The organism is Achromobacter arsenitoxydans SY8, assembly GCF_000236785.1.
Lineage (GTDB): Bacteria > Pseudomonadota > Gammaproteobacteria > Burkholderiales > Burkholderiaceae_B > Achromobacter > Achromobacter arsenitoxydans.
On sequence record NZ_AGUF01000042.1, the window covers coordinates 16,652 to 38,121 of the forward strand.

At 66.1% G+C, this 21,470-nt stretch carries 19 protein-coding genes; 7 read left to right on the forward strand and 12 right to left on the reverse strand.

The window, feature by feature from the left end:
• Nucleotides 1-27 precede the first annotated feature (27 nt).
• From cphA to KYC_RS10450, 4 genes are all read left to right on the forward strand, one after another.
• Nucleotides 28-2,598: a cyanophycin synthetase gene (cphA, locus tag KYC_RS10435; RefSeq protein ID WP_008161757.1), complete on the forward strand. Its 2,571-nt coding sequence runs from the start codon at nucleotides 28-30 to the stop codon at nucleotides 2,596-2,598.
• Nucleotides 2,599-3,198: 600 nt separating this feature from the next.
• Nucleotides 3,199-3,399, forward strand: a complete 201-nt coding sequence (locus tag KYC_RS10440) for a CsbD family protein (RefSeq protein WP_008161759.1) — start codon at nucleotides 3,199-3,201, stop codon at nucleotides 3,397-3,399.
• A 27-nt stretch (nucleotides 3,400-3,426) separates the two neighbouring features.
• Nucleotides 3,427-3,591, forward strand: coding sequence for a DUF1328 domain-containing protein (locus KYC_RS28645; protein ID WP_006389411.1), 165 nt, complete (start codon nucleotides 3,427-3,429; stop codon nucleotides 3,589-3,591).
• 74 nt (nucleotides 3,592-3,665) lie between these two features.
• Nucleotides 3,666-4,004, forward strand: a complete 339-nt coding sequence (locus KYC_RS10450) for a BON domain-containing protein (protein ID WP_008161764.1) — start codon at nucleotides 3,666-3,668, stop codon at nucleotides 4,002-4,004.
• Between the two features lie 97 nt (nucleotides 4,005-4,101).
• Here KYC_RS10450 and KYC_RS10455 read toward each other — a convergent pair whose 3' ends face one another.
• The 10 genes from KYC_RS10455 to KYC_RS10500 all read right to left on the reverse strand — a co-directional run bounded on the left by KYC_RS10455 (nucleotide 4,102) and on the right by KYC_RS10500 (nucleotide 13,564).
• On the reverse strand, nucleotides 4,102-4,974 hold the full coding sequence (locus KYC_RS10455; protein ID WP_008161765.1) for a PhzF family phenazine biosynthesis protein: 873 nt from the start codon (nucleotides 4,972-4,974) through the stop codon (nucleotides 4,102-4,104).
• Nucleotides 4,975-5,049: 75 nt separating this feature from the next.
• Complete coding sequence (locus tag KYC_RS10460) at nucleotides 5,050-6,447, reverse strand: 4Fe-4S binding protein (protein ID WP_008161767.1); 1,398 nt, start codon at nucleotides 6,445-6,447, stop codon at nucleotides 5,050-5,052.
• 41 nt (nucleotides 6,448-6,488) lie between these two features.
• A complete protein-coding gene (locus KYC_RS10465) occupies nucleotides 6,489-7,337 on the reverse strand; it encodes an FTR1 family iron permease (RefSeq protein ID WP_008161768.1) in 849 nt (282 codons plus the stop codon).
• A 14-nt stretch (nucleotides 7,338-7,351) separates the two neighbouring features.
• Nucleotides 7,352-7,711 carry a cupredoxin domain-containing protein gene (locus KYC_RS10470; RefSeq protein WP_008161770.1) on the reverse strand — a complete coding sequence of 120 codons (360 nt, stop codon included), beginning with the start codon at nucleotides 7,709-7,711 and terminating at the stop codon, nucleotides 7,352-7,354.
• The gene (locus KYC_RS10475; protein ID WP_008161772.1) at nucleotides 7,711-8,247 is read right to left on the reverse strand and encodes an iron transporter; all 537 of its coding nucleotides are present in this window, start codon (nucleotides 8,245-8,247) and stop codon (nucleotides 7,711-7,713) included. The genes KYC_RS10470 and KYC_RS10475 overlap by 1 nt, the downstream gene beginning before the upstream one ends.
• 218 nt (nucleotides 8,248-8,465) lie before the next feature.
• Nucleotides 8,466-9,032 carry a polyhydroxyalkanoate synthesis repressor PhaR gene (gene phaR / locus KYC_RS10480; protein WP_008161773.1) on the reverse strand — a complete coding sequence of 189 codons (567 nt, stop codon included), beginning with the start codon at nucleotides 9,030-9,032 and terminating at the stop codon, nucleotides 8,466-8,468.
• Nucleotides 9,033-9,151: 119 nt separating this feature from the next.
• The gene (gene phbB / locus KYC_RS10485; protein WP_008161775.1) at nucleotides 9,152-9,889 is read right to left on the reverse strand and encodes an acetoacetyl-CoA reductase; all 738 of its coding nucleotides are present in this window, start codon (nucleotides 9,887-9,889) and stop codon (nucleotides 9,152-9,154) included.
• Between the two features lie 80 nt (nucleotides 9,890-9,969).
• Entirely contained in the window at nucleotides 9,970-11,604 is a 1,635-nt protein-coding gene (locus KYC_RS10490; protein ID WP_008161777.1) for a PHA/PHB synthase family protein, read from the reverse strand.
• Between the two features lie 125 nt (nucleotides 11,605-11,729).
• Nucleotides 11,730-12,494 (reverse strand): peptidoglycan editing factor PgeF, encoded by a 765-nt coding sequence (gene pgeF, locus KYC_RS10495; protein WP_008161779.1) that lies wholly within the window; start codon nucleotides 12,492-12,494, stop codon nucleotides 11,730-11,732.
• Nucleotides 12,482-13,564, reverse strand: a complete 1,083-nt coding sequence (locus KYC_RS10500) for an RluA family pseudouridine synthase (protein ID WP_008161781.1) — start codon at nucleotides 13,562-13,564, stop codon at nucleotides 12,482-12,484. Before KYC_RS10500 ends, pgeF begins: the two co-directional genes overlap by 13 nt.
• Nucleotides 13,565-13,671: 107 nt before the next feature.
• On the opposite strand from KYC_RS10500, the gene KYC_RS10505 reads away from it, so the two are divergent.
• The gene (locus KYC_RS10505; RefSeq protein ID WP_008161784.1) at nucleotides 13,672-14,460 is read left to right on the forward strand and encodes an outer membrane protein assembly factor BamD; all 789 of its coding nucleotides are present in this window, start codon (nucleotides 13,672-13,674) and stop codon (nucleotides 14,458-14,460) included.
• Nucleotides 14,461-14,530: 70 nt separating this feature from the next.
• Here the strand turns inward: KYC_RS10505 and KYC_RS10510 are convergent, their stop codons facing one another.
• Complete coding sequence (locus tag KYC_RS10510; protein WP_008161786.1) at nucleotides 14,531-16,621, reverse strand: DNA repair helicase YoaA; 2,091 nt, start codon at nucleotides 16,619-16,621, stop codon at nucleotides 14,531-14,533.
• A gap of 239 nt (nucleotides 16,622-16,860) precedes the next feature.
• On the opposite strand from KYC_RS10510, the gene tex reads away from it, so the two are divergent.
• Both tex and KYC_RS10520 read left to right on the forward strand, forming a co-directional pair.
• Complete coding sequence (gene tex, locus KYC_RS10515) at nucleotides 16,861-19,236, forward strand: RNA-binding transcriptional accessory protein Tex (RefSeq protein ID WP_008161788.1); 2,376 nt, start codon at nucleotides 16,861-16,863, stop codon at nucleotides 19,234-19,236.
• A 291-nt stretch (nucleotides 19,237-19,527) separates the two neighbouring features.
• The gene (locus KYC_RS10520) at nucleotides 19,528-20,034 is read left to right on the forward strand and encodes a hypothetical protein (protein WP_008161789.1); all 507 of its coding nucleotides are present in this window, start codon (nucleotides 19,528-19,530) and stop codon (nucleotides 20,032-20,034) included.
• 60 nt (nucleotides 20,035-20,094) lie between these two features.
• Here the strand turns inward: KYC_RS10520 and KYC_RS10525 are convergent, their stop codons facing one another.
• Nucleotides 20,095-21,450: a tryptophan--tRNA ligase gene (locus tag KYC_RS10525; protein WP_008161791.1), complete on the reverse strand. Its 1,356-nt coding sequence runs from the start codon at nucleotides 21,448-21,450 to the stop codon at nucleotides 20,095-20,097.
• Nucleotides 21,451-21,470 lie beyond the last annotated feature (20 nt).

Sequence of the window (21,470 nt, forward strand, 5' to 3'; positions counted from 1 at the left end):
GCACGTTAGACGACAGGAATACCTGCCATGGAAGTCTCCCGTATCCGAGCATTGCGCGGCCCCAATCTGTGGAGCAAGAACACCGCGATCGAGGCCATCGTGTCGTGCGCCGACACCGAATGCTCCATCGACAACCTGCCCGAGTTCGAAGCCCGCCTGCGCGCGCGGCTGCCGCAGACGGGCCTGCTGCGCCCCGAAGGCCACCAGGGCGCGGTGTCGATCGCCCATGTGCTGCAGATCGTCGCGCTGACGATGCAGGCGCATGCCGGCTGCCCCGTCACCTTCGGCCGCACCGCCTCCACCATCGAGCCCGGCGTTTTTCAGGTGGTGGTGGAATACAGCGAAGAAGAAGTCGGCAAGCTGGCCATGGAGCTGGCGCAGGATCTGGTGCGCGCCGCGCTGGATGACACGCCCTTCGATATCGCGGACGCGCTCAAGCGCCTGCGCGAACTGGACGAGGACGTGCGCCTGGGCCCCAGCACCGGTTCTATCGTGAACGCCGCCACCGCCCGCCACATTCCCTACCGCCGCCTCACCCAGGGCAGCATGGTGCAGTTCGGCTGGGGCAGCAAGCAGCGCCGTATCCAGGCCGCGGAAACCGACCTCACCAGCGCCATCTCCGAGTCCATTGCACAGGACAAGGACCTGACCAAGATGCTGCTGGACGCCGCCGGCGTGCCGGTGCCGATGGGCCGTTCCGTAACCAGCGCCGAAGAGGCATGGGAAGCGGCGCAGGAACTGGGCGGCCCGGTGGTCGTCAAGCCGCGCGACGGCAGCCAGGGCCGCGGCGTTGCGGTCAACATCGAGACCCGCGAACGCGTGATCCAGGCCTTTGAAGTGGCCGAAGAGATCAGCTCCGAAGTGATCGTCGAACGCTACATCCCGGGCCACGACTTCCGCCTGCTGGTGGTCGGCGGCGCGCTGGTCGCGGCCTCGCGCCGCGATCCGCCGCAGGTTACGGGCGACGGGCAGCAGACCATCCGCCAGCTGGTTGACCAGGTCAACGCCGATCCGCTGCGCGGCGACGGCCACGCCACCTCGCTCACCAAGATCCGGTTCGACGACATCGCCCTGGCGACGCTGAAGAAACAGGGATTCGACGCCGATTCCGTGCCGCCTTCCGGCACCCTGATCTTCCTGCGCAACAACGCCAACCTGAGCACTGGCGGGTCCGCCACCGACGTGACCGACGAAGTCCATCCCGAAATGGCGGCGCGCGCGGTGTCCGCGGCCCGCATGATCGGCCTGGACATCTGCGGCGTGGACGTGGTGGCCGAAACCGTCCAGTACCCGCTGGAAGACCAGCATGGCGGCGTGGTCGAGGTCAACGCCGCTCCCGGCCTGCGCATGCACCTGAACCCCTCGTTCGGCAAGGGCCGCGCGGTGGGCGAAGCCATCATCGCGAACATGTACGCGGACGGCGACGACGGCCGCATCCCGGTGGTGGCCGTCGCCGGCACCAACGGCAAGACCACCACCGTGCGCCTGACCGCCCATTTGCTGGGCGCGGCGGGCAACCGCGTGGGCATGACGAATTCGGACGGCGTCTACATCGACAACCTGCGCATCGACACCGGCGACTGCAGCGGCCCGCGCAGCGCCCGCAGCGTGCTGATGCATCCGGACGTCGACGCCGCGGTGTTCGAGACCGCACGCGGCGGCATCCTGCGCGAAGGCCTGGCCTTCGACCGCTGCAATGTCGCCATCGTCACCAACATCGGCATGGGCGACCACCTCGGCCTGGGCTACATCAGCACGGTCGAAGACCTGGCGGTGGTCAAGCGCGTCATCGTCCAGCACGTGCATCCGTCGGGCATGGCGGTGCTGAACGCCGCCGATCCCATCGTGGCCGACATGGCTTCGAGCTGCCCGGGGTCGATCACCTACTTCGCCGAAGACCGCAACCATCCGGTGCTTGCGACGCATCGCGCGCAGGGCTTGCGCTCGGTGTACCGCGACGGCGATGCGATCGTGGCGGCGCAGGGCCCCGACGAGGTCCGCTTCCCGCTGGCCGCGATTCCGCTCACGCGCAACGGCACGATCACGTTCCAGGTCGAAAACGCCATGGCGTCCATCGCGGCGGCATGGGCGCTGGGCCTGGACTGGGACGTCGTCCGCAGCGGCCTGGCCACCTTCGTCAACGATGCCCAGACGGCGCCCGGCCGCTTCAACGTGTTCGACCATCGCGGCGCGACGGTAATCGCCGACTACGGCCATAACCCGGACGCCATCCAGGCCCTGGTGCGCGCCGTGGACGCCATGCCGTCCAAGCGCCGTTCCGTGGTCATCAGCGGGGCGGGCGACCGCCGCGACGAAGACATCCGCATGCAGACCGAGATCCTGGGCGCGGCGTTCGACGACGTGCTGCTGTACCAGGACCAATGCCAGCGCGGCCGCGCCGACGGCGAGGTGCTGGCGTTGCTGCGGCAGGGCCTGGTGGGCGCCAGTCGCACCACCCACAGCGAGGAAATCCATGGCGAATTCCTGGCGATCGACACGGCGCTGGAGCGCCTGCAGCCGGGCGACCTGTGCCTGATCCTGGTGGACCAGGTGGAAGAGGCGCTGGACCACATCGCCAAGCGCATCGCGCAGGCCTGATCCGGGCGGCGCAATGCGAACGGGGCGCTCCAGGGCGCCCCGTTTTTTTTGCGCCTGCGCGGCGCGGCCACCCGAGCTGCCCGCCCGGAGCTTCCCGCCCGGAGCTGCCCGCCCGGGACTAGCCGTGCGGCGCTGCGGCCGGCGCCGTGGCCTGGTACTTGTCCGTCACGTGCGTGCACCCCACGGCGGCCATGGCGCCAAGCGCCACCAAGAGAGCGCTGCAAAGTCGTTTCGTCATGCGAGCTTTCCTTTTTTCGTGTCGAACCGCCAGCCGGTTTCCTGTGGACTATACCGGCAGCCGCGCACTGCGGCCACCGGCGCCAGCGCTGGCTTTCGAGCGGATCCGTTACCAGCCGCGCTCAAAAGGGGTCAATTGGTTGCTCAAATGTAACTGCGACGCTTGCTGCGGATTCGAGCCTTTCTCGTCGCAGAGCCGGGGCTTTTCCCCTGCCGCCGCCGTTACATTTCTCCACAGCCTGGTTTGACAGGCCCTCGGGGGGACTCGTACGGTGAGAACTAGCTGATCAGTGTCCAACTCAACCGCGTTTGACGGACTTATAGGCCATAAGCCTGTCGCCGCATGCAACCAGAGAGGTCACCATGAATAACGACATCATCGCCGGAAAGTGGAAGCAACTGACGGGCAAGGCCAAGGCGGCCTGGGGTGAACTCACCGACGACGAGCTGACCCGCACGGAAGGCAATGCCGAACGGCTCGCTGGCCTCATCCAGGAACGCTACGGCAAGACCAAGGAAGAAGCGCAAAAGGAAGTCCGGGATTTCTTCGACCGCAATCCCTGATCCCGTCAACCACCAGGAGAAGCTGACATGTTGCACTACGCCGTAGTTTTCTTCGTCATCGCCATCATCGCGGCTGTCCTGGGTTTCGGCGGCATCGCCGCCGGCGCCGCGGGGATCGCCAAGATCCTGTTCTTCGTCTTTTTGGTCCTGGCACTGCTGTCCATCCTGGGCGGCGCATTCCGCAAGAAATAGAACCAGCACCTGAGCATTCAACGATTGTTTTTGCGTCCCGAACGCGCTGAACACCACTAACAAGGAGCATTACTATGGAAATTCGCAAGCTGATCGCCGCCGCCGCACTGGGTACGGGCGCTGTCTTCACTTCCATGGCTTTTGCCGCCGACGACGGCAAGCCTAAACAGTCCGTGGGTGAGTACGCGTCCGACGCCACCGTGACCACCAAGGTCAAGGCCGCCTTCGTGGCCGACAAGCAACTGAGCGCCCTCGACATCGCCGTCGAAACCAACAACGGCGTCACGACGCTAACCGGCACCGTGGGCACCGCCGCCGAGGCCGATCAAGCCGCCACCGTGACGCGCGGTGTGGAAGGCGTCAAGCAGGTCATGAACAACATCAAGGTCGATCCGGCCAAGAACCGGAAGTAAGCACGGCATCGACCGATTCGAGCCCTGAAACGTAGAGCGGCGCCCGTGACAACACGGGCGCCGCTTTTGCGTCGACGTTCGCCGCAGGTCGGGACGCCTACACCGTGACCGTACCGCGGCCGATTTCCAAAGCCCGTCCGCCTACCCGGATCCGGTTGTCCGCGCCCACGTCCAACAGCAGGCGGCAGGGGCGGCCCATCTGGTCGCCTTGCTGCACCAGGAAGCAGGCCGGCAGGGAATGCCCGCGATGCAGCAGCCAGCCGCCCAGGTTGGCGCACGCCGATCCGGTGCCGGCGTCTTCGTTGATGCCGCCGCCGGGCTTGGCGTAGAAGTACCTGGCCACCACGACCTGGCGGCCGTCCTGCGCGTTGCCTTCGTCAAACGCGAACAAATACAGCGTCTTGCGTCCCAGGCTGCTGGCCTGCCAGCGGTCAAGGGTGGCGGCATCGGGCGCGGCGCGGCGCACGGCGTCCACGCTGGCCAGCGGCGCCAGCAGGTGGTCGGCGCCGGTGTCCACCCAGATCGGGTCGTCGCGCAGGTCGCCCGCGTTCAGTCCGACCAGCGCGGCGATTCCGGCCCGGTCTAGTTCGGGCTTGGCGGTGCGCACACCGTCCGGGCACGGCGCGGTGAAGGTCCAGGCGTCGCCCTGCGCGGTGACGGGCACGACGCCGGCCTTGAACTCAAGCGTCAGCGCATCGCCCGCCCCCAGCAGGTCGCGCACGACCTGCGAGGTGCCGATCGTGGGATGGCCGGCGAAGTTCATTTCATGGCCCGGCGTGAAGATGCGCACGCGCGCATCCGCACGGTCCGAGGGCAGGATGAACGTGGTTTCGGACAGGTTGAACTGCGCGGCCAGTTCCAGCATGGTGGCATCGTCCATGCCGCGCGCATCTTCAAATACGCAAAGCTGATTGCCGCTGAAAGTGGAGGATGCGAAGACGTTGAGCAGGCGGAACGCGTAGGTGGCCATGGCAGGGAAAAAAGTTGAGGAGCCGCCGGCCAGGCCGGCAAAGCCCCAACTTTATCGCAGCGCCCGCCGCGCGGGCTACCAGATGGCGAAGAACAGCACCCACGCCAGGCAGAACGGCGCCAGGCCCGCGGCCAGCACCAGTCCGGCAAGACTCTTCCTGAACACGCTGGCCTCGCGCTGCCTGAGCAGGCGGGCGAAAAGGCGCAGCGTCCAAAGCACCGCAAGCGTCAGCAGCGTGAAGCGCACCGGCGTTGCCCACGCCGCCTGCACGCCTTCATGCTTGAGCAGGTTGACCGTGGTGGCGGACAGCCCCAGGAACACGCCGATGCCGGCCGCGGGAATCAAGGCCTGGGCCAGCTTGTGCAGGCCAGGGCGCCCCCAACGGCTGGCGTGCGCGCCGGGCGCCGGGGCCGCGGGCGCCAGCCGGTCGGCGATCCACAGCGACAGGAAGCTTGCGCCGCCCACGCACACGGTCGCGCCGACGACGAACATCAGGATGCCCGCGCCATCCAGCCAGGAGAAGCTGTCGTTCACATCGGGATAATGCGTCAGGATGAACCAAGGCGCGTTGTCCATGAGCGGCCACATGATGTCGCGCTCGACCAGCCAGGTCGCGGCCCATTGCTTGGCCGTTACGTACCAGGGGCTGGCGCTCCAGAGGAACGCGCCGATGGCGATGCCCATCAGGCCGAAGCACAGCAGCGCCGTCTGCCAGGGATCGCCTTCGGTCACGTGCACGATCTCTTCTTCGGGCGAGCGCGGCGTCAGCGCGATCGCGCCGCGGTAGCCGCTGCACCGTCCACAGACGTGGCAGTCGCCCGCCCCCTTCATGTGCCGCAGCGGCACCAGCGGCGCACAGTTGATGGGTTCGATGCGGATGACGGGATGGCGCCACTTTTCCTCGTCGACCTTGAAGTGCCAGGGCGCCAGCTTGGCCAGCAGGTTGAACACGCCATTGACCGGGCACAGGTACTTGCACCACACGCGCTTGCTGCGACCATAGCGCCAGCCCACGATCATGGCCGCCACGGTGGAACCGCCCAGCACGGCCAGGACCGCCAGCGGATACTGGTAGACGCTGACCAGCTGGCCGTAGATGGTCGTGAGCGCGAACGCGACGAAGGGCCAGCCGCCCCAGCGCATCCACTTCGGGATGGCATGGCCCTGCCCGCGCTCGCTGGCCCATTCCGTCAGCATGCCCTCGGGACAGAGCCAGCCGCACCAGGCGCGGCCCAGGATCGGCATGGAAATCAGCACGAACGGCCACCACACGCCCCAGAAGGCGAACTGCGCCACGATGGTCAGATTGTTGAACACCGACGCTGCATTGTCCGGCAGCGGCATTAGCGCCGGCACGATCAAAAGGAAAGCGTACATCGCGACAATGCCCCACTGCAGCTTGCGCAACAGCGGGGCATGGTCACGGAGAAAGTCGGCGATACGGGAGGTTGCCCTCCCGAGTGCAGCTGCCATGGTCAAACCTTCAAATATTCAGTCCGGCAAAAAGACCGGAATCAGGATGCCCCCCGAGCCGCGGCCACCGGCGCGGGCTTGCCGCCCACCCAGCGCAGCAGCGCCCAGACAACGATCCAGTAAGCCACCCACAACAACACCGAGATCAGCGCCGGGAAAGCGCGGTATCCCGCAAAGTCCGCCAGCACCTTGCCGAAGCCGCTGCTGTCGTCCAGCAGCCAGGAGCTGTCCCAGACCGGATCCACGAGGGTCGGCAGGACATCCAGGGAAATCAGGTGATCCAGTCCGCCCACCAACAGCGAGCCCGCCAGGAGCAGCAACAGGATTTCGGTCACGCGGAAAAAGCGGCGCCAGGTGATGAGCTTGCCGCCCAGCTGCAGCAGCCAGAAAGTCAGCAGCGCGACTGCGAAACCCGCCAAGCCCGCCAGGGCCAGCATCAGCATGTCGCTGCCGCCTTCGCCCGCCGACACGGTGCCGTACAGGAACACCACGGTTTCGCTGCCTTCGCGGGCCACGGCGATGGCCACCAACACCAAAAGGCCCCACCAGTTGTCATTCGCGACGGAAGCGCGGGCGCCGCTTTCAAGCTCGCCCTTCAGGGTGCGGCCGTGCTTCTTCATCCAGACGACCATCTGCACCACCAGCGCGCACGCCGCCAGCGACATGATGGCCTGGAACCATTCCTGGCCTTCGTCGCTGAGCCAGGACGACACGCCCAGCAGCACCAGCGCCAGCGCCACGGCCAGGCCCAGCCCGGCCGCCACGCCGCCCCAAAGATAGGGCAGGCCGCGCTTGCCTTCCGGCGTCGCGCGCAGCCACGTGTACAGGATGCCCACCACCAGCAGGGCTTCGACGCTTTCGCGCCAGACGATAAATAGAACCTGTTCCATGACTTGCTGCCGCTTTATTCCTTGGGCTTGACGACCAGGGTGCCCTTCACGCTCTGGTGAAAGTCGTCGAAAAAGGGATACTCGCCCGGGCGGGAGATGGTGATCACCACGAAGGATTTCACTCCCGGCCCAAGGACTTTTTCCTTGCGCAGCGGAATGCTTTCGAATTCCACCGGCTCGTTGCTCTCGTTGATGAGTTCAATCTTGAAACGGCCCGCCGGCACTTCCAGCGTGGCGGGCTCGAACGTACCGTCCGGCTTGAATCTCAAGGTGAACGTGGGCAATTCGTCCGCCTGCGCGGGCGCCATGCCGGCCACGCCGGCCAGGCCGATCAGCAATGCGGCGATAACGCGCGACAGGCGGCCCACGATCATCAGTAACCGCCCTTCTTGCCGGTGCCGGCGTAGACGAATTCATATTCCAGGTCGAACGGTTCGAACCATTCGCCCACACCGGTTTCCTTGTCGACGTGGCGGCCAAAGTGGCTCATCTTGTTCGCGGTCGGCGGCAGGATCGAGTACTTCAGCTTGTACTTGCCCGGACCTTCGAGCTTGACGTTCTCGCCATAGTGCGGGCCGTCGTTGGCCACCATGGGCATAAACGTGCCCTTCTGCACATTCTGGCTGCCGACCTTCTGGATTTCGTAGTTCACGACCAGGTAGGGCACCCACTCGCCTTCGGGGAAGCCCGTCTTGTTGCCGGCGGTGGCGTGGATGTCGGCCTCAAGGTGGACGTCCGAATCCTTGGCGGGGCGCATCATGCCGGGCGGGTCCATTTCGATCGGCTGCAGATACACCGCGCCGATTTCCATGCCACCCTTCTCTACCGGCTTGCCGATGGGGTATTCGGCCGCGTGGGCGGCGGACACGCTCAAAGCGACAATGGCCAGCGCCAAGGCTTTCTTGATCATGTGCATAATCCTTGAGACACAAACGAAAATGGCGGTTCAAAACACAAACAAGAACCGTTTTCATTAATTTAGTGGATTTTGCTGACACATCCCTGAACCTTGACGCCAATAAAGTGCCGGATCATTGCGTTGGGTCAAACGCGAAAAAAAACGGCGCAGCCTGAGCCGCGCCGTTTTTTCCTGCCGGAACCGGGCCCGCCGGGGGCCCTTATCGGGGTCTACTTGCGCCCGGAGCCCGGCGTGCCGCCAGGCGTGAACGGGAAGGTGGAGAACATCGCGCGGGTCTGGTCCTGCATCTGGTCCTGCATCTGCACGAACAGGTTTTTGCTCTGGTCGATGTAGTTGTTCATCATGTTCTGCAGCATGGGCGTCTGCACGTTCATGAACTGCGTCCAGGCTTCGGGGCCGAACTGGCTTCCATAAAGGCCCTTGGACTGCTCGGCCATGCGCTGCTGGATCTCCATGAACGCCTGGATGTTCTTTTCCAGGTAGGAACCCATGATGCCCTGCATGGCATGGCCGTAGAAACGGATGATCTGCGACAGCATGTTCGAGGAGAACATGGGCATACCGCCGCTTTCCTCTTCAAGAATGATCTGCAGGAGGATGCTGCGCGTCAGGTCTTCGGCGCTCTTGGCGTCAACGACCTGGAATTCCTCGTTGGCCAGGACCAGTTGCTTGACATCTGCCAGGGTGATGTAGGTGCTGGTCCGGGTGTCGTATAAGCGACGGTTGGGGTACTTTTTAATCAGGCGCAGGCTGGCGCCGGTTTGTGCTTGCGTCATGGTTGTCCCCGGATCGGGCGATCTCTTAGGCTTTGAATAAGGTGAAGTGTAATGCCGGACGACCCTCTCCCCGAGGCCATCCGGCGCCGACGGGCCGCCAACGGGCGGCCCGCAGTGCGTCAGCCCATGTGCAGGCCGCCGTTCAGCGAGAAGTCCGCGCCAGTCGAAAAGCCGGATTCGTCGGATGCCAGCCATGAAGTCATGGACGCGATTTCCTCGGGCGTGCCCAGGCGGCGCACCGGAATCGTGGCGACGATCTTTTCGAGCACGTCGGGACGAATTGCCCGGACCATGTCGGTGCCGATGTAGCCGGGGGAAATCGTGTTGACCGTCACTCCCTTGCTGGCCACTTCCTGGGCCAGCGCCATGGTGAAGCCATGGATGCCCGCCTTTGCCGTGGAGTAGTTGGTCTGGCCGAACTGCCCTTTCTGGCCGTTCACGGAGCTGATGTTGATGATCCGGCCCCACTGGCGCTCGATCATGCCCTCGATGACCTGCTTGGTCACATTGAACAGGCTGTTCAGGTTGGTGTCGATGACCGCGCGCCAATCGTCCGCGCTCATCTTCCGGAACAGGCCGTCGCGGGTAATACCCGCGTTGTTGACCAGCACGTCGACCGGACCCAGCTCATTGGTGACCTTTTCGAAGGCGGCCACCGTGGAATCCCAGTCGGACACGTTGCCCACGGACGCATGGAACGTGAAGCCCTGCGCCGCCTGTTCGTCCAGCCATTGCTGGTAATTGCGGCTGGGGCCGCAGCCTGCCACCACGCGAAAGCCATCCTTGGCCAAGCGCTGGCAAATAGAGGTGCCAATCCCGCCCATCCCGCCTGTTACGTAAGCCAGTTTTCCGCTCATTGGACTTCCTCCTGTGTGCGACGGACGCCTCGTTGATTAACTTTCTATGGTTGCCCGGGGATTGACCGCAATGCGCGGCGTCAGGCGGCCCGGACTTTCACATACCTGCCAGGGGCCGGCTCGATCGGCCGGTACTTGGCATTGCCTGTCTTTGTGCGCGCCTTCACCCGTTTGCCGGAATGACCGGCCAGCCAGGCTGCCCAGTCGGGCCACCAGCTTCCCGGCTGTTCCACCGCCTGCTCGAACCACGAGTTGGGGTCGCCCGGCAAGGGCTGGCTGGCCTTTTCCAGCGCGTCGGCCACCCAGTAGCTGCGGCGCTTCTTGGCGGGCGGATTGACCACGCCCGCGATATGGCCGGATGCGCCCAGGACGAAGCGCTGCGGTCCGCGCAGCACCTGCGTCGACGCGTAGGCCGCTACCCAGGGCACGATGTGGTCTTCGCGGGAGCCGAAAATGTACGCCGGCATGCGCAGCCGCGTCAGGTCCAGCGGCAGGCCCGCCGCGTGCGCGCGCCCCGGCACCTTCAGGTTGTTCTCCAGGTAGGTGTTGCGGAAGTACCAGGAAAAGAAGGGGCCGGGGAGATTCGTGCTGTCGCCGTTCCAGAACAGCAGGTCGAAGGCGGGCGGCTTCTGGCCTTTCAGGTAGTTGCCGACCACATAGTTCCAGACGAGCTCGTTGGGCCGCAGGAACGAAAACGTGGTGGCCAGGTCGCGCCCGGGCATCAGGCCGCCGTTGCCCAGTTGATGGTCGCGCAGCAGCGCATGGGCCTCGTCGACGAAGACATTCAGGACGCCGGTGTCGTGGAAATCCAGGAACGAGGTCAGCAGCGTCAGGGACGCCACGGGATGCTCGCCGCGCGCTTCGGCCAGGGCCAGCGCGGCAGCCAGCATGGTGCCGCCCACGCAGAAGCCCAGCGCGTTGACCTGCGGCTGCCCGGTGATGTCGCTGGCCACGCGCAGCGCCTGCAGCACCGCGTCGTCCAGATAGTCGGACCAAGTGGCGCGTTCGATGCCGTCGGTGTCGGACGCCACGGGGTTGCGCCAGGAAATCAGGAATACCGTCTGACCTTGCTCGACCGCATGCCGCACGAAGGAATTCTCGGGCTGCAGGTCCAGGATGTAGAACTTGTTGATGTTGGGCGGCACGATGACCAGCGGGCGCTCGAATACGGTGGCGGTCGCAGGCGCGTACTGGATGAGCTGGAACAGCTTGTTCTCGAAGACGACGTCGCCGGGCGTGGTGGCCACGTTGCGGCCGATCTCGAACTGCGATTCGTCGGTCTGCGTGATGCGGCCCTTCTTGACGTCCCCCAGCAGGTTCGCCAGGCCCTCGTTCAGCGCGCGGCCCGCGCTTTCCACGATGGATTGCTGGGCGTCAGGATTCAGCGCCAGGAAGTTCGACGGGGACAGCGCATCGACCCATTGCATGATCGAAAACCGAAGCCGGTCGCGCATGGGTTCGCTGACCTGGGCGGCATCGACCATGCGCGACATGGCGCGCGCCGACAGCAGATAGGTGTGCGCCAGCAGCAGGTGACTATCGTTGGCGGCCCAGGCGTTGCCCGAAAAACGGCGGTCGGACGGCGGCGCCAGCGCGCCGCGCCGGGCGTCGTCGCAAAGGCGTTGCCATTCACGGGAAAATTCTGCCTGGATGTCAGCCAGGACTTCCGGTGCCACGCTCACCGGATTGGGACCTGCGGAGAGATTGGCATTCACTTCGACACCTTGTTATCGAGACTTCGCGATTGATGTTGCATTCCGGGTCCAGGACTGTCAATGCGGGTATACAAGGAGGGCTATCAGTGTAAGACGCAAGGCCGAACCCAAAGCCTTGCGCTATATCAAACCGGGTTCAGCCAAGCCAGTAATGCCATGCGTCCGGTCTGCCCGTCGCGCCGGTACGAAAAATAGCTTTCCACCTGGGTAACGGTGCACAGCCCGCTCAGCGCCACCTCTTGTACCCCGGCACGGCGCAGGCGGAAATCGGCCAATCCGGCGAGGTCTGCCAGCCACTTGCCGGGGATGCCCGGACGCGGCACGAAATATCGCGCGGTGGCCGGGTCGTCGGCCGTGAACGCGTCCAGGACGTCCTGCCCGACTTCGAATTCCCGGGGACCGATGCCCGGACCAACCCAGGCGCGCCAGGCCTTGGCCTGCGGCGCCTTGGCGCGCATGGCGGCCAGCGTATGTTCCAGCACCCCGCCCGACAGGCCGCGCCAGCCGGCATGCGCCGCGCCCAGCACCGCGCCGTCGGCGTCGGCGATGACCACCGGCAGGCAATCCGCCACCATGATGGCCAGCACGCGCCCGGGCTGCGCCGTGACGCTGGCGTCCACCGCAGGCTCCGGCGGCAGGCCGGGCTGGTCGGCATCGCCGACTTCGCTGCCGTGAACCTGGCGCAGCCACAGGGGATCGGCCGGCACTGCCGCGCGCACGCGGCGGCGGTTCTCGGCTACGGCGTCCGGATTGTCGCCGGCCCGCAGCCCGAGGTTCAGGGTGTCGTGCGGGGCCACCCCGACGCCGCCGGCGCGGGTGGTGCAGAAGTAGTTCACGCCTGGCCATTCAGGTCCCGTCACCACGGGCAGACCCGCCATCACGCGCTCCATGCAATGCTCTCCTGGACTTGGGCCATGTCGGCGGGCACCGCCGCCGTGAACTGGACTTCACCGGCGCCGCCGGGATCGTCGAAATGCAGCGCGCGGGCATGCAGCATCTGGCGCTGCGCCCCGGCTATCGGCTTGCCGCCGTAGATGGTGTCGGCCAGCAGCGGGTGCCCGAGACTGGCCATGTGCACGCGGATCTGGTGGGTGCGGCCGGTTTCCAGACGGCACACCACTTCGGTGACGCGGCCGCCGGGATCCGCCATGCCGCGGCGGGACGGGGCGTAATTGGTGATGGCCGGCTTGGGCGCCACGGGCCGTTCGACGCTCATGCGCACCGGCACCCGGGGATCGCGGCCGATGGCGCGGTCCACCCGGCCGGCGGCGGCCATCCAGCCATGCGCCAGCGCCACGTATTCGCGGCCCATGCTGCGGGCCTGCAACTGGCGCACCAGGTGCGTCTGGGCGGTTTCGTTGCGCGCCACCACCATCAGGCCCGAGGTGTCCTTGTCCAGCCGGTGCACGATGCCGGCGCGCGCGACCTGCGCGAGTTCCGGATAGCGGTGCAGCAGGCCGTTGAGCAGCGTGCCGCTCCAGTTGCCGGCGCCGGGATGGGTGACGAGCCCGGCAGGCTTGTTCACCACGATCCAGTCCGGGCTTTCCGCCACGACGCCGAATTCAACGGGTTCCGGCGCGAAGGCGCGCGCTTCGGGAGCGGGCTGGGCCCAGACGGTTAGTTCGTCGCCCGGGCCGACCGTCTGCCTGACCTTGCCGGGCTTGCCGTTGACCAGCACGTTGCCGGATTCGATCCAGCCCTGCAGGCGGCCGCGGGAATGTTCCGGCAGCAGGCCCGCCAGCACCTTGTCGAGCCGGTCGGCGCGGGTGGCGGACGGCACGGTTACAAGTTGCGGCTCGCCGCGGCCCGCTTCTTCGAGGTTTTCGTCGTCGGCGGATTCAAGGCCGGTATCGGCGCTTTTTTCGGCAGGATTGCCTGCGATCTTGCCCGTGTTTTCGTCGACGGAACCCCGGAGTTTGCCGTCGGAAACAAGATCTGCGCGGGCGGCTGTATCAGACATGGAGACAAATCATATAATCAGCCTGCCATGCTAACACCAAGGATACGATTCTCGTGATTCACCACTCCGCAGCTCCCTCGAACCCCGCATCCCGCAGCGGGTCGGTTTTGCGCGTGGTTATCGCGCTATTTGCCGCCGCGCTCATCGCCGGTTGCAGCGGCACCGACGCCAAGTACGACAAGACCACCAACTGGAGCGCCGAACAACTGTACGCGGACGCCAAGGCGGAAATGGCCTCGGGCGGCTGGAAGGAAGCGCGCGAACGCCTGACCGCCATCGAAAGCCGCTACCCCTTTGGCGTGTACGCGCAGCAAGCCCTACTTGAGCTGGCCTACGTCAACTGGAAAGACGGCGAAAACGAACAGGCCCTGGCCGCCATCGACCGCTTCCAGCAGCTCTATCCCAACCACCCCGGCACCGACTACGCCCTGTACCTGAAGGGCCTGATCAACTTCACGCCGGCCAGCGCGTTCATGAGCAACATCACCGGCCAGGATCCGGCCGAGCGCGACCCCAAGGGCCTGCGCGCGTCCTACGACGCCTTCAATGAACTGATCAAGCGCTATCCGGAGAGCAAGTACACCGTAGACGCCGAAAAGCGCGTGGCGTGGCTGGTCAACACCATCGCCATGAACGAGGTCCACGTCGCCCGCTACTACTACGAGCGCGGCGCGTACGTCGCGGCGGCCAACCGCGCGCAGACCGTCATCACCGACTTCGAGGGCGCTCCCGCCACCGAAGAGGCGCTCTACCTGATGGTCGAGTCCTACGACAAGCTGGGCATGACCGAACTCAAGAACGACGCCCAGCGCGTCTACGACAAGAACTTTCCCGACAGCGAATTCCGCACCAAGGGCCTGAAGGCTGACAAGAGCTGGTGGAATCCCTTCAACTGATTCCGCCCGCATGGGAAGAAAAATAGCCCTTCATTGAAGGGCTATTTTTTTGCCTGCGCGCCCCGGCGGGCTACTGGTCCTGGGACGCGCGCTTGCGGCGGTAGAACGCCAGCACCTCTTCCAGCTCGCGCGTGCGCGCAAACGGCGGCAGGCCGCGCCAGAGGCGCTTGCCATAGGGCTTTTCGACCAGCCGCGCGTCGCCGACCATCAGGACGCCCCAGTCCGATTCCGTGCGGATCAGGCGGCCGGCGCCCTGCTTGAGCGAGATCGCGGCCTCGGGCAGCTGGTATTCCGAGAACGGATTGCCCCCCTGCGCCCGGCAGGCCCGCAGGCGCGCCTCGATGACGGGATCGTCGGGCGGCGCGAACGGCAGCTTGTCGATCGCCACCAGGGTCAGGACGTCGCCAGGCAGGTCGATGCCTTCCCAGAAACTCGCGCTGCCCACCAGCACCGGATGCTCCAGCTTGCAAAAGCGGTCCAGCAGATCGCGCCGTGTGCCTTCACCCTGCTTGAGCAGCGGCCAGTCATGGCCGGCGTCGTCAAAGGCGTCGGCCAGCAGGTTGGCGACCTTGTCCACCGCACGCAGGGTCGTACAGAGCACCAAGGTGCCCCCCGGGCTGGCTTCCAGTAACGGCAGCAGCGTCTGCACGAAGCGGTCGAGGAACTGCGGCGACTGGGGTTCTGGCATGCCGCGCGGCACGAACAGCAGCGCCTGTTCGGGGTAGTCGAACGGGGATTCCCATTTGCCCGTGCGTGCGCGGTCCAGGCCGAGCTGGCTGGTGAAATGCGTGAACTCGCCGTTGATGGACAGCGTGGCCGAGGTCATGATCCAGGCCTGGCCCGGTTTGCGGAACTTGGAGAAGGCCTGGGCCACCGACAGCGGCGCCGAGTGCAGGCGCACGTGGTGCAGGCCATGCTCGACCCAGCGCACCGCCGGGCCCGTCCATTGCTCCGCCAGCGCCGCGCCTTCCAGGATGGCGGCGGGCGTGGACGGGCCATCGCCCAGCGGGTCCTGCGCCGGAGCCTGGTCGTCCCGGCCCCAGCCTTCGTCATCCAGGGCGCCGCCGGCGCGGCCGGGTGTCGCCCAGCGCTTGAGCTTGACCGAAATCTCGGCGCCCGAACGCGCGGCCGCCATCAGGTCCGGATGCTTTTCGGCCACGGCGCCCAGCGCCTTCGTGGCGCTATCCACGGCCTCGCGCAGCGCCAGCAGCGCTTCGTCGAACTCTTCGGGATTGGGTATGGCCTCGAACGTGGCCTTGCGGCCAGGCATCTTGTCCAGCGGCGCACAGGTCAGGCGCAATTCGCGCGCGGCGGTTTCCAGGTGACGGCTGACGTCGCTCCATTTGGCGGCCTCGCGCGCGTAGGCCAGCCCGGCTACTTCCAGCGCACGCCCAAAGTCCATCAGCTGGTGCGTGGACACGCTGCTGCCCAGAAAGCGCGTAGCGGTGTCGGGCAGCTGATGCGCCTCGTCGAAGATGACGGTGTCGGCTTCGGGCAGCAGATCCGTGACGCCTTCTTCGCGCAGCATCAGGTCGGCCATGAACAGTGCGTGGTTGACGACGACCACGTCGGCTTCCTGGGCCTGACGGCGGGCCTTGACGACGAAGCAGTCGCGGATGCGCGGGCATTCCTGGCCCAGGCAGTTCTCGCGGGTGGAGGTGACGCGCTGCCAGATCTCGGCGTCTTCCGGCACCTGGGCCAGGTCGCCGCGGTCGCCGGTCTTGGAGATGCCGGCGAACACCTGGATCTGGCGCAGTTGCTGGATTTCGGAGCGGGACTTCAGGGCGCGCTCGTCGCCCTGCAGGCGTTCCAGGTGGTAATGGCAGACATAGTTGCCGCGGCCCTTGAGCAGCGCCGCGGTCACGGGGGCCGCCAGCGCGGCGCGCACGCGCGGCAGGTCGCGCGTGAAGAGCTGGTCCTGCAGGGTGCGCGTGCCGGTGGAGATCAGCACCTTGCCGCCCTGGATGAAGGCGGGTACAAGGTAAGCCCAGGTTTTGCCGATGCCGGTGCCAGCCTCGGCGACGAGCGTGGCGCGGTCCTGGATGGCCTGGCCGATGGCCTGCGACAATTCCACCTGCGAAGGACGCGGTTTGTAGCCGGGCAAGGCCGTGGCCAAAGGCCCGTCCTCGTCGAAGAATTCGGAAATATCCAGGTCCAGCATTACAGCAGCCTAGTGTCGGTCGGGATCATGGGTGAACCGGTGCCGGGACAAGCGGTTCGGGCGCCAGACACTGATTTGGGAAAGGACCCAAATGATACCCGCTGCCGCGCCCGTTTCCCGCTTGCGGCCCACCGCCATGCCGCCGCCAGAGGGACGGATCGGTCCTCCCGGGCACGTTCTGTAACAACGGCTTATGGCACAATCCGCCCCTTGTTTTTCCTTTTTGTCGTCGTATAGAGATGTCTGAAACTTCCGCTATCACGTACGTCGCCGCCGGCGTCGACAACGCCCGCATCGTCGCGCAACTCGCCACCGAGCTGGGCACGCGCGCCTCCCAGATCGCCTCGGCCGTAGAACTGCTGGATGACGGCGCCACCGTGCCCTTCATCGCCCGCTATCGCAAGGAAGCCACCGGCGGCCTGGACGATACCGTGCTGCGCAACCTCGAAGTGCGGCTGGGCTATCTGCGCGAACTCGAAGAGCGCCGCGGCGCCATTCTTGAGTCCATATCGCAGCAAGGCAAGCTGACGTCCGCGCTGCAGCAGGAAATCGCCTCCGCCGACACCAAGCAGCGCCTGGAAGATCTGTACGCGCCGTACAAGCCCAAGCGCCGCACGCGTGCGCAGATCGCTCGCGAAGCCGGCCTGGAGCCGCTCGCCGACGCAATCCTGGCCGACCCCGCCTGCGACCCCGCCGCGCTGGCCGCGCAGTACCTGAACCCCGAGGCGTCGATCAACGACGCCAAGGCCGCGCTGGACGGCGCGCGCGACATTCTGGCCGAGCGCTACGCGGAAAACGCGGACCTGCTGGCCGACATGCGCGAGCACCTGTGGTCCACCGGCCTGATCTACTCCAAGATGATCGACGGCAAGGAAACCGAGGGCGCCAACTTCCGCGACTGGTTCGACTTCAACGAACCGCTGCGCACCCTGCCGTCGCATCGCATCCTGGCCCTGCTGCGCGGCCGCCAGCAAGGCGTGCTGGAACTGCGCCTGGGCCTGGAGGCCGAACTCGAAGCCCAGACGCCGCATCCCTGCGTCGCCCGCATCGCCGGCTTCCTGAAGCTGGGCAATGGCCTGTTCGCGCTGGACGCGACGCCGCGCGCCCGCTGGCTCGGCGAAGTCTGCCGCTGGACCTGGCGCGTAAAACTTCTTACGGCATTCGAAAGCGAACTCATCGGCCGCCTGCGCGAAAGCGGCGAAACCGAGGCCATCCGCGTGTTCGCCGCCAACCTGAAAGACCTGCTGCTGGCGGCCCCCGCCGGCCCCAAGGCGGTCCTGGGCCTGGACCCCGGCATCCGCACGGGCTGCAAGGTCGCCGTGATCGACCAGACCGGCAAGGTCGTCGACACCACCACCGTGTACCCGTTCGAACCGCGCCGCGACCGCGACGGCACGATCAATACGCTGGCCGCGCTGGTCGCCCGCCACAAGGTCGACCTGATCGCCATCGGCAACGGCACCGCCTCTCGCGAAAGCGAGAAGCTGGTGGGCGACATGATGGAGCGCTTCCCCGACCTGAAGGTCACCCGTGTGGTGGTGTCCGAGGCCGGCGCCTCGGTGTACTCGGCTTCCGAGACCGCCGCCCAGGAATTCCCCGATCTGGACGTCACGCTGCGCGGGGCCGTGTCCATCGCGCGCCGCCTGCAGGATCCGCTGGCCGAACTGGTCAAGATCGACCCCAAGGCCATCGGCGTGGGCCAGTACCAGCACGACGTCAACCAGCGCGAACTGGCGCGTTCGCTGGACGCCGTGGTCGAAGACTGCGTGAACGCGGTGGGCGTGGACGTGAACACGGCCTCGGCCGCCCTGCTGGCCCGCGTGTCGGGCCTGAACTCGCTGCTGGCCAAGAACATCGTGGCCTGGCGCGACGAAAACGGCGCCTTCCCCACGCGCGAAATCCTGCGCAAGGTGCCGCGCTTCGGCGACAAGGCGTTCGAGCAGGCCGCGGGCTTCCTGCGCATTCCCCATGGCGACAACCCGCTGGACGCCTCGTCCGTTCACCCGGAAGCCTACCCGGTGGTCGAGCGCATCGTGGCCAAGATCAAGGCGGAAGTAAAGCAGATCATCGGGCAGCGCGAAGCGCTCAAGGGCGTGTCGCCATCCGACTTCACCGACGAACGCTTCGGCCTGCCCACGGTGAAGGACATCTTCGCCGAACTGGAAAAGCCTGGCCGCGACCCGCGCCCCGAATTCAAGACGGCGCAGTTCAAGGAAGGCGTTGAAACCCTCAACGACCTGTATCCGGGCATGGTGCTGGAAGGCGTGGTGACCAACGTGGCCAACTTCGGCGCGTTCGTCGACATCGGCGTCCACCAGGACGGCCTGGTCCACATTTCGGCCCTGGCCGAAAAATTCGTGAAGGATCCCCGCGACGTCGTGCGCGTGGGCCAGACGGTCAGCGTGAAGGTGCTGGAAGTGGACGTCGCGCGCAAGCGCGTGGCCCTGACCATGCGCCTGAACGACACCGCCGCCCCCGCGCGCCGCAGCGGCGACGCCCCCAAGGGCGGCGACCGCCCGCGCCGTCCCCAGGGCGATGGCGGCCGCGGCTCGGCCGGCGGCGGCAGCGGCATGAACAGCGCGATGGCCGACGCCTTCGCAAAGCTCAAGCGCTGATCTCCGCGCAGCAAAAAACCGGCGCCGCGGCGCCGGTTTTTTTTTGCCTCAAGGCGGGCCTGGCGGCCTAGGACTTACCCTAGATACCCCGCTTTTCATTGCGATCCCTCAAGCCTGCCCCTCAGAAATAAGTGAAAATATCTAATTGTGTCCAAATAATAAAAATCACATGAAGGGGCAGCAGCCCGGTGACGCAAAGACCCACGATCAGGCGAGCTGCGGCGCATAACGTCTATCGGGTAGCAGCAAAGAGCAATAGCGCCCCCCTGACAGACCGGAGACCCGTCCGCAATGCTTAGCACGATCACGCTTGCCGCCAACGAAACCGCAACCATCGCTGAAAAAGAGGCCGGCGCCAGCCGCGTTTTTGGCGACGTCACATTGGGTCAGTATTCGCACCTGATCGTGGATGGCGCCGAAGCGACCTTCAAACACGTCACCCTGGAACGCCTGGGCAGCCGGATCATCGAATTGCGCAACGGCGCGCAACTGCATGTGGGCGCGCTGGGCTTTGCCAGCATGGGCGCCAGCATCATCTACCGCATCGGCACAGGCTGTGTGCTGACCTACGACGCCAGCCAATGGGATCCGGAGGTCGTGGCCAACACCACGTTCGATTTCGCCAGCCAGGGCAGCGGCACGCTCAAGTATTTTCCGTTCATCAATCCGGAATGGCTGGACTGCCCGAATGTCACGGGCTATTCCAACGGCGACACGCTGGAAATCGCGGGCCAGGGCCATGTCCAGCGCTTCCAGGTGCGCGACGGACGCATCGTGGCCAGCGCGCGGCTGGCCTGAATCAAAGGCCGCGTCGCATGTGAGCCGGGCGGCGCGTGGCGCCGCCCGTGTCCTTCCGCCCTATTCCTGCGACAGCGACTGCAGCGCTTCGCGCGTGCGCGCCAGTTGCGCGGCGGGTTCGCCCTGCGCGCCCGCGGGCGCCGTCGCCACGGCCACGCCGTCGATCAGCGCCGCATAGCCTTGTTCGGTGGCCTGCAGCACGGTGTCGGCCGGTTCGGATTGCAGGCGGCGCATCAGCGCGCCGGCTTCCTTGGGGTCCGCGAAACGTTGCGAGAGCAGCAGCTCCTCGCCATCGGCCGCCAACAGGCGGAAGCGGAAGCCGCCGTCCTCGTCGCGGAAGCTGACGAAGCGCGCGCCCTTGGCCTTTTCCTTCTTGCCCTGCGCGCCCTTGCCCGCCGTGGCGGACAGGCTCAGGTTGCGCAGCCCCACGGCCTCGCGCAGCTCTTGCATGAACGGCGCGGCCATCTTGCGGGCCTTGGTTGCGCCGGCTTGCAGGATGTCTTCGATGCGGCCGGGGTTGGCCATCAGGCCGACGTACTTTTCGCGCATGGGGGCCAGCAGGGCCTCAAGGTGCTCATACAGCGCCTGCTTGGCGTCGCCCCAGCCCATGCCTTCTTCGAGCTGGCGGCGGAACCCGGCCGACTGCTCGGGCGTCGCAAAGGCGCGGTAGAGCGTGTACAGGTGCGAGGATTCGGCGTCCTTGGGTTCGCCGGGGGCGCGCGAATCGGTCACGATGCGCATGACGGAGGCGCGCAAGGCGCTGGCGCCGCCTTCGAACAGCGGGATGGTGTTGTTGTAGCTCTTGGACATCTTGCGGCCGTCCAGGCCCGGCAGGGTCGCCACATCTTCCTCGATGACCACTTCCGGCAGCGTGAAGTATTCGCGCCCGTACAGGTGGTTGAAACGCTGGGCGATGTCGCGCGCCATTTCCAGATGCTGGATCTGGTCGCGGCCCACCGGCACCTTGTTCGCATTGAACATGACGATATCGGCGGCCATCAGCACCGGATACGAAAACAGCCCCATGGTGACGCCGTCGTCGGGCTCGACGCCCTTGGCCACGTTCTGGTCCACCGACGCCTTGTACGCATGCGCGCGGTTCATCAGCCCCTTGGCCGTCACGCAGGTCAGCAGCCAGGTGAGTTCAGGGATTTCGGGGATGTCCGACTGGCGGTAGAACGTGACGCGCTCGGGGTCCAGGCCCACGGCCAGCCACGTGGCGGCGATCTCCAGGCGCGAACGCGCAACCCGAGCCGGGTCGTCGCACTTGATCAGCGCGTGGTAGTCGGCCAGGAAGAAGAATGCGTCCACGCCGGGCTGCGTGCTGGCCTGGACCGCAGGGCGGATAGCGCCCGCGTAGTTGCCGAGGTGGGGGGTTCCAGTGGTGGTAATGCCGGTGAGGACGCGGGTGTTCATGAGGCGAAAAGGCGTTTGCT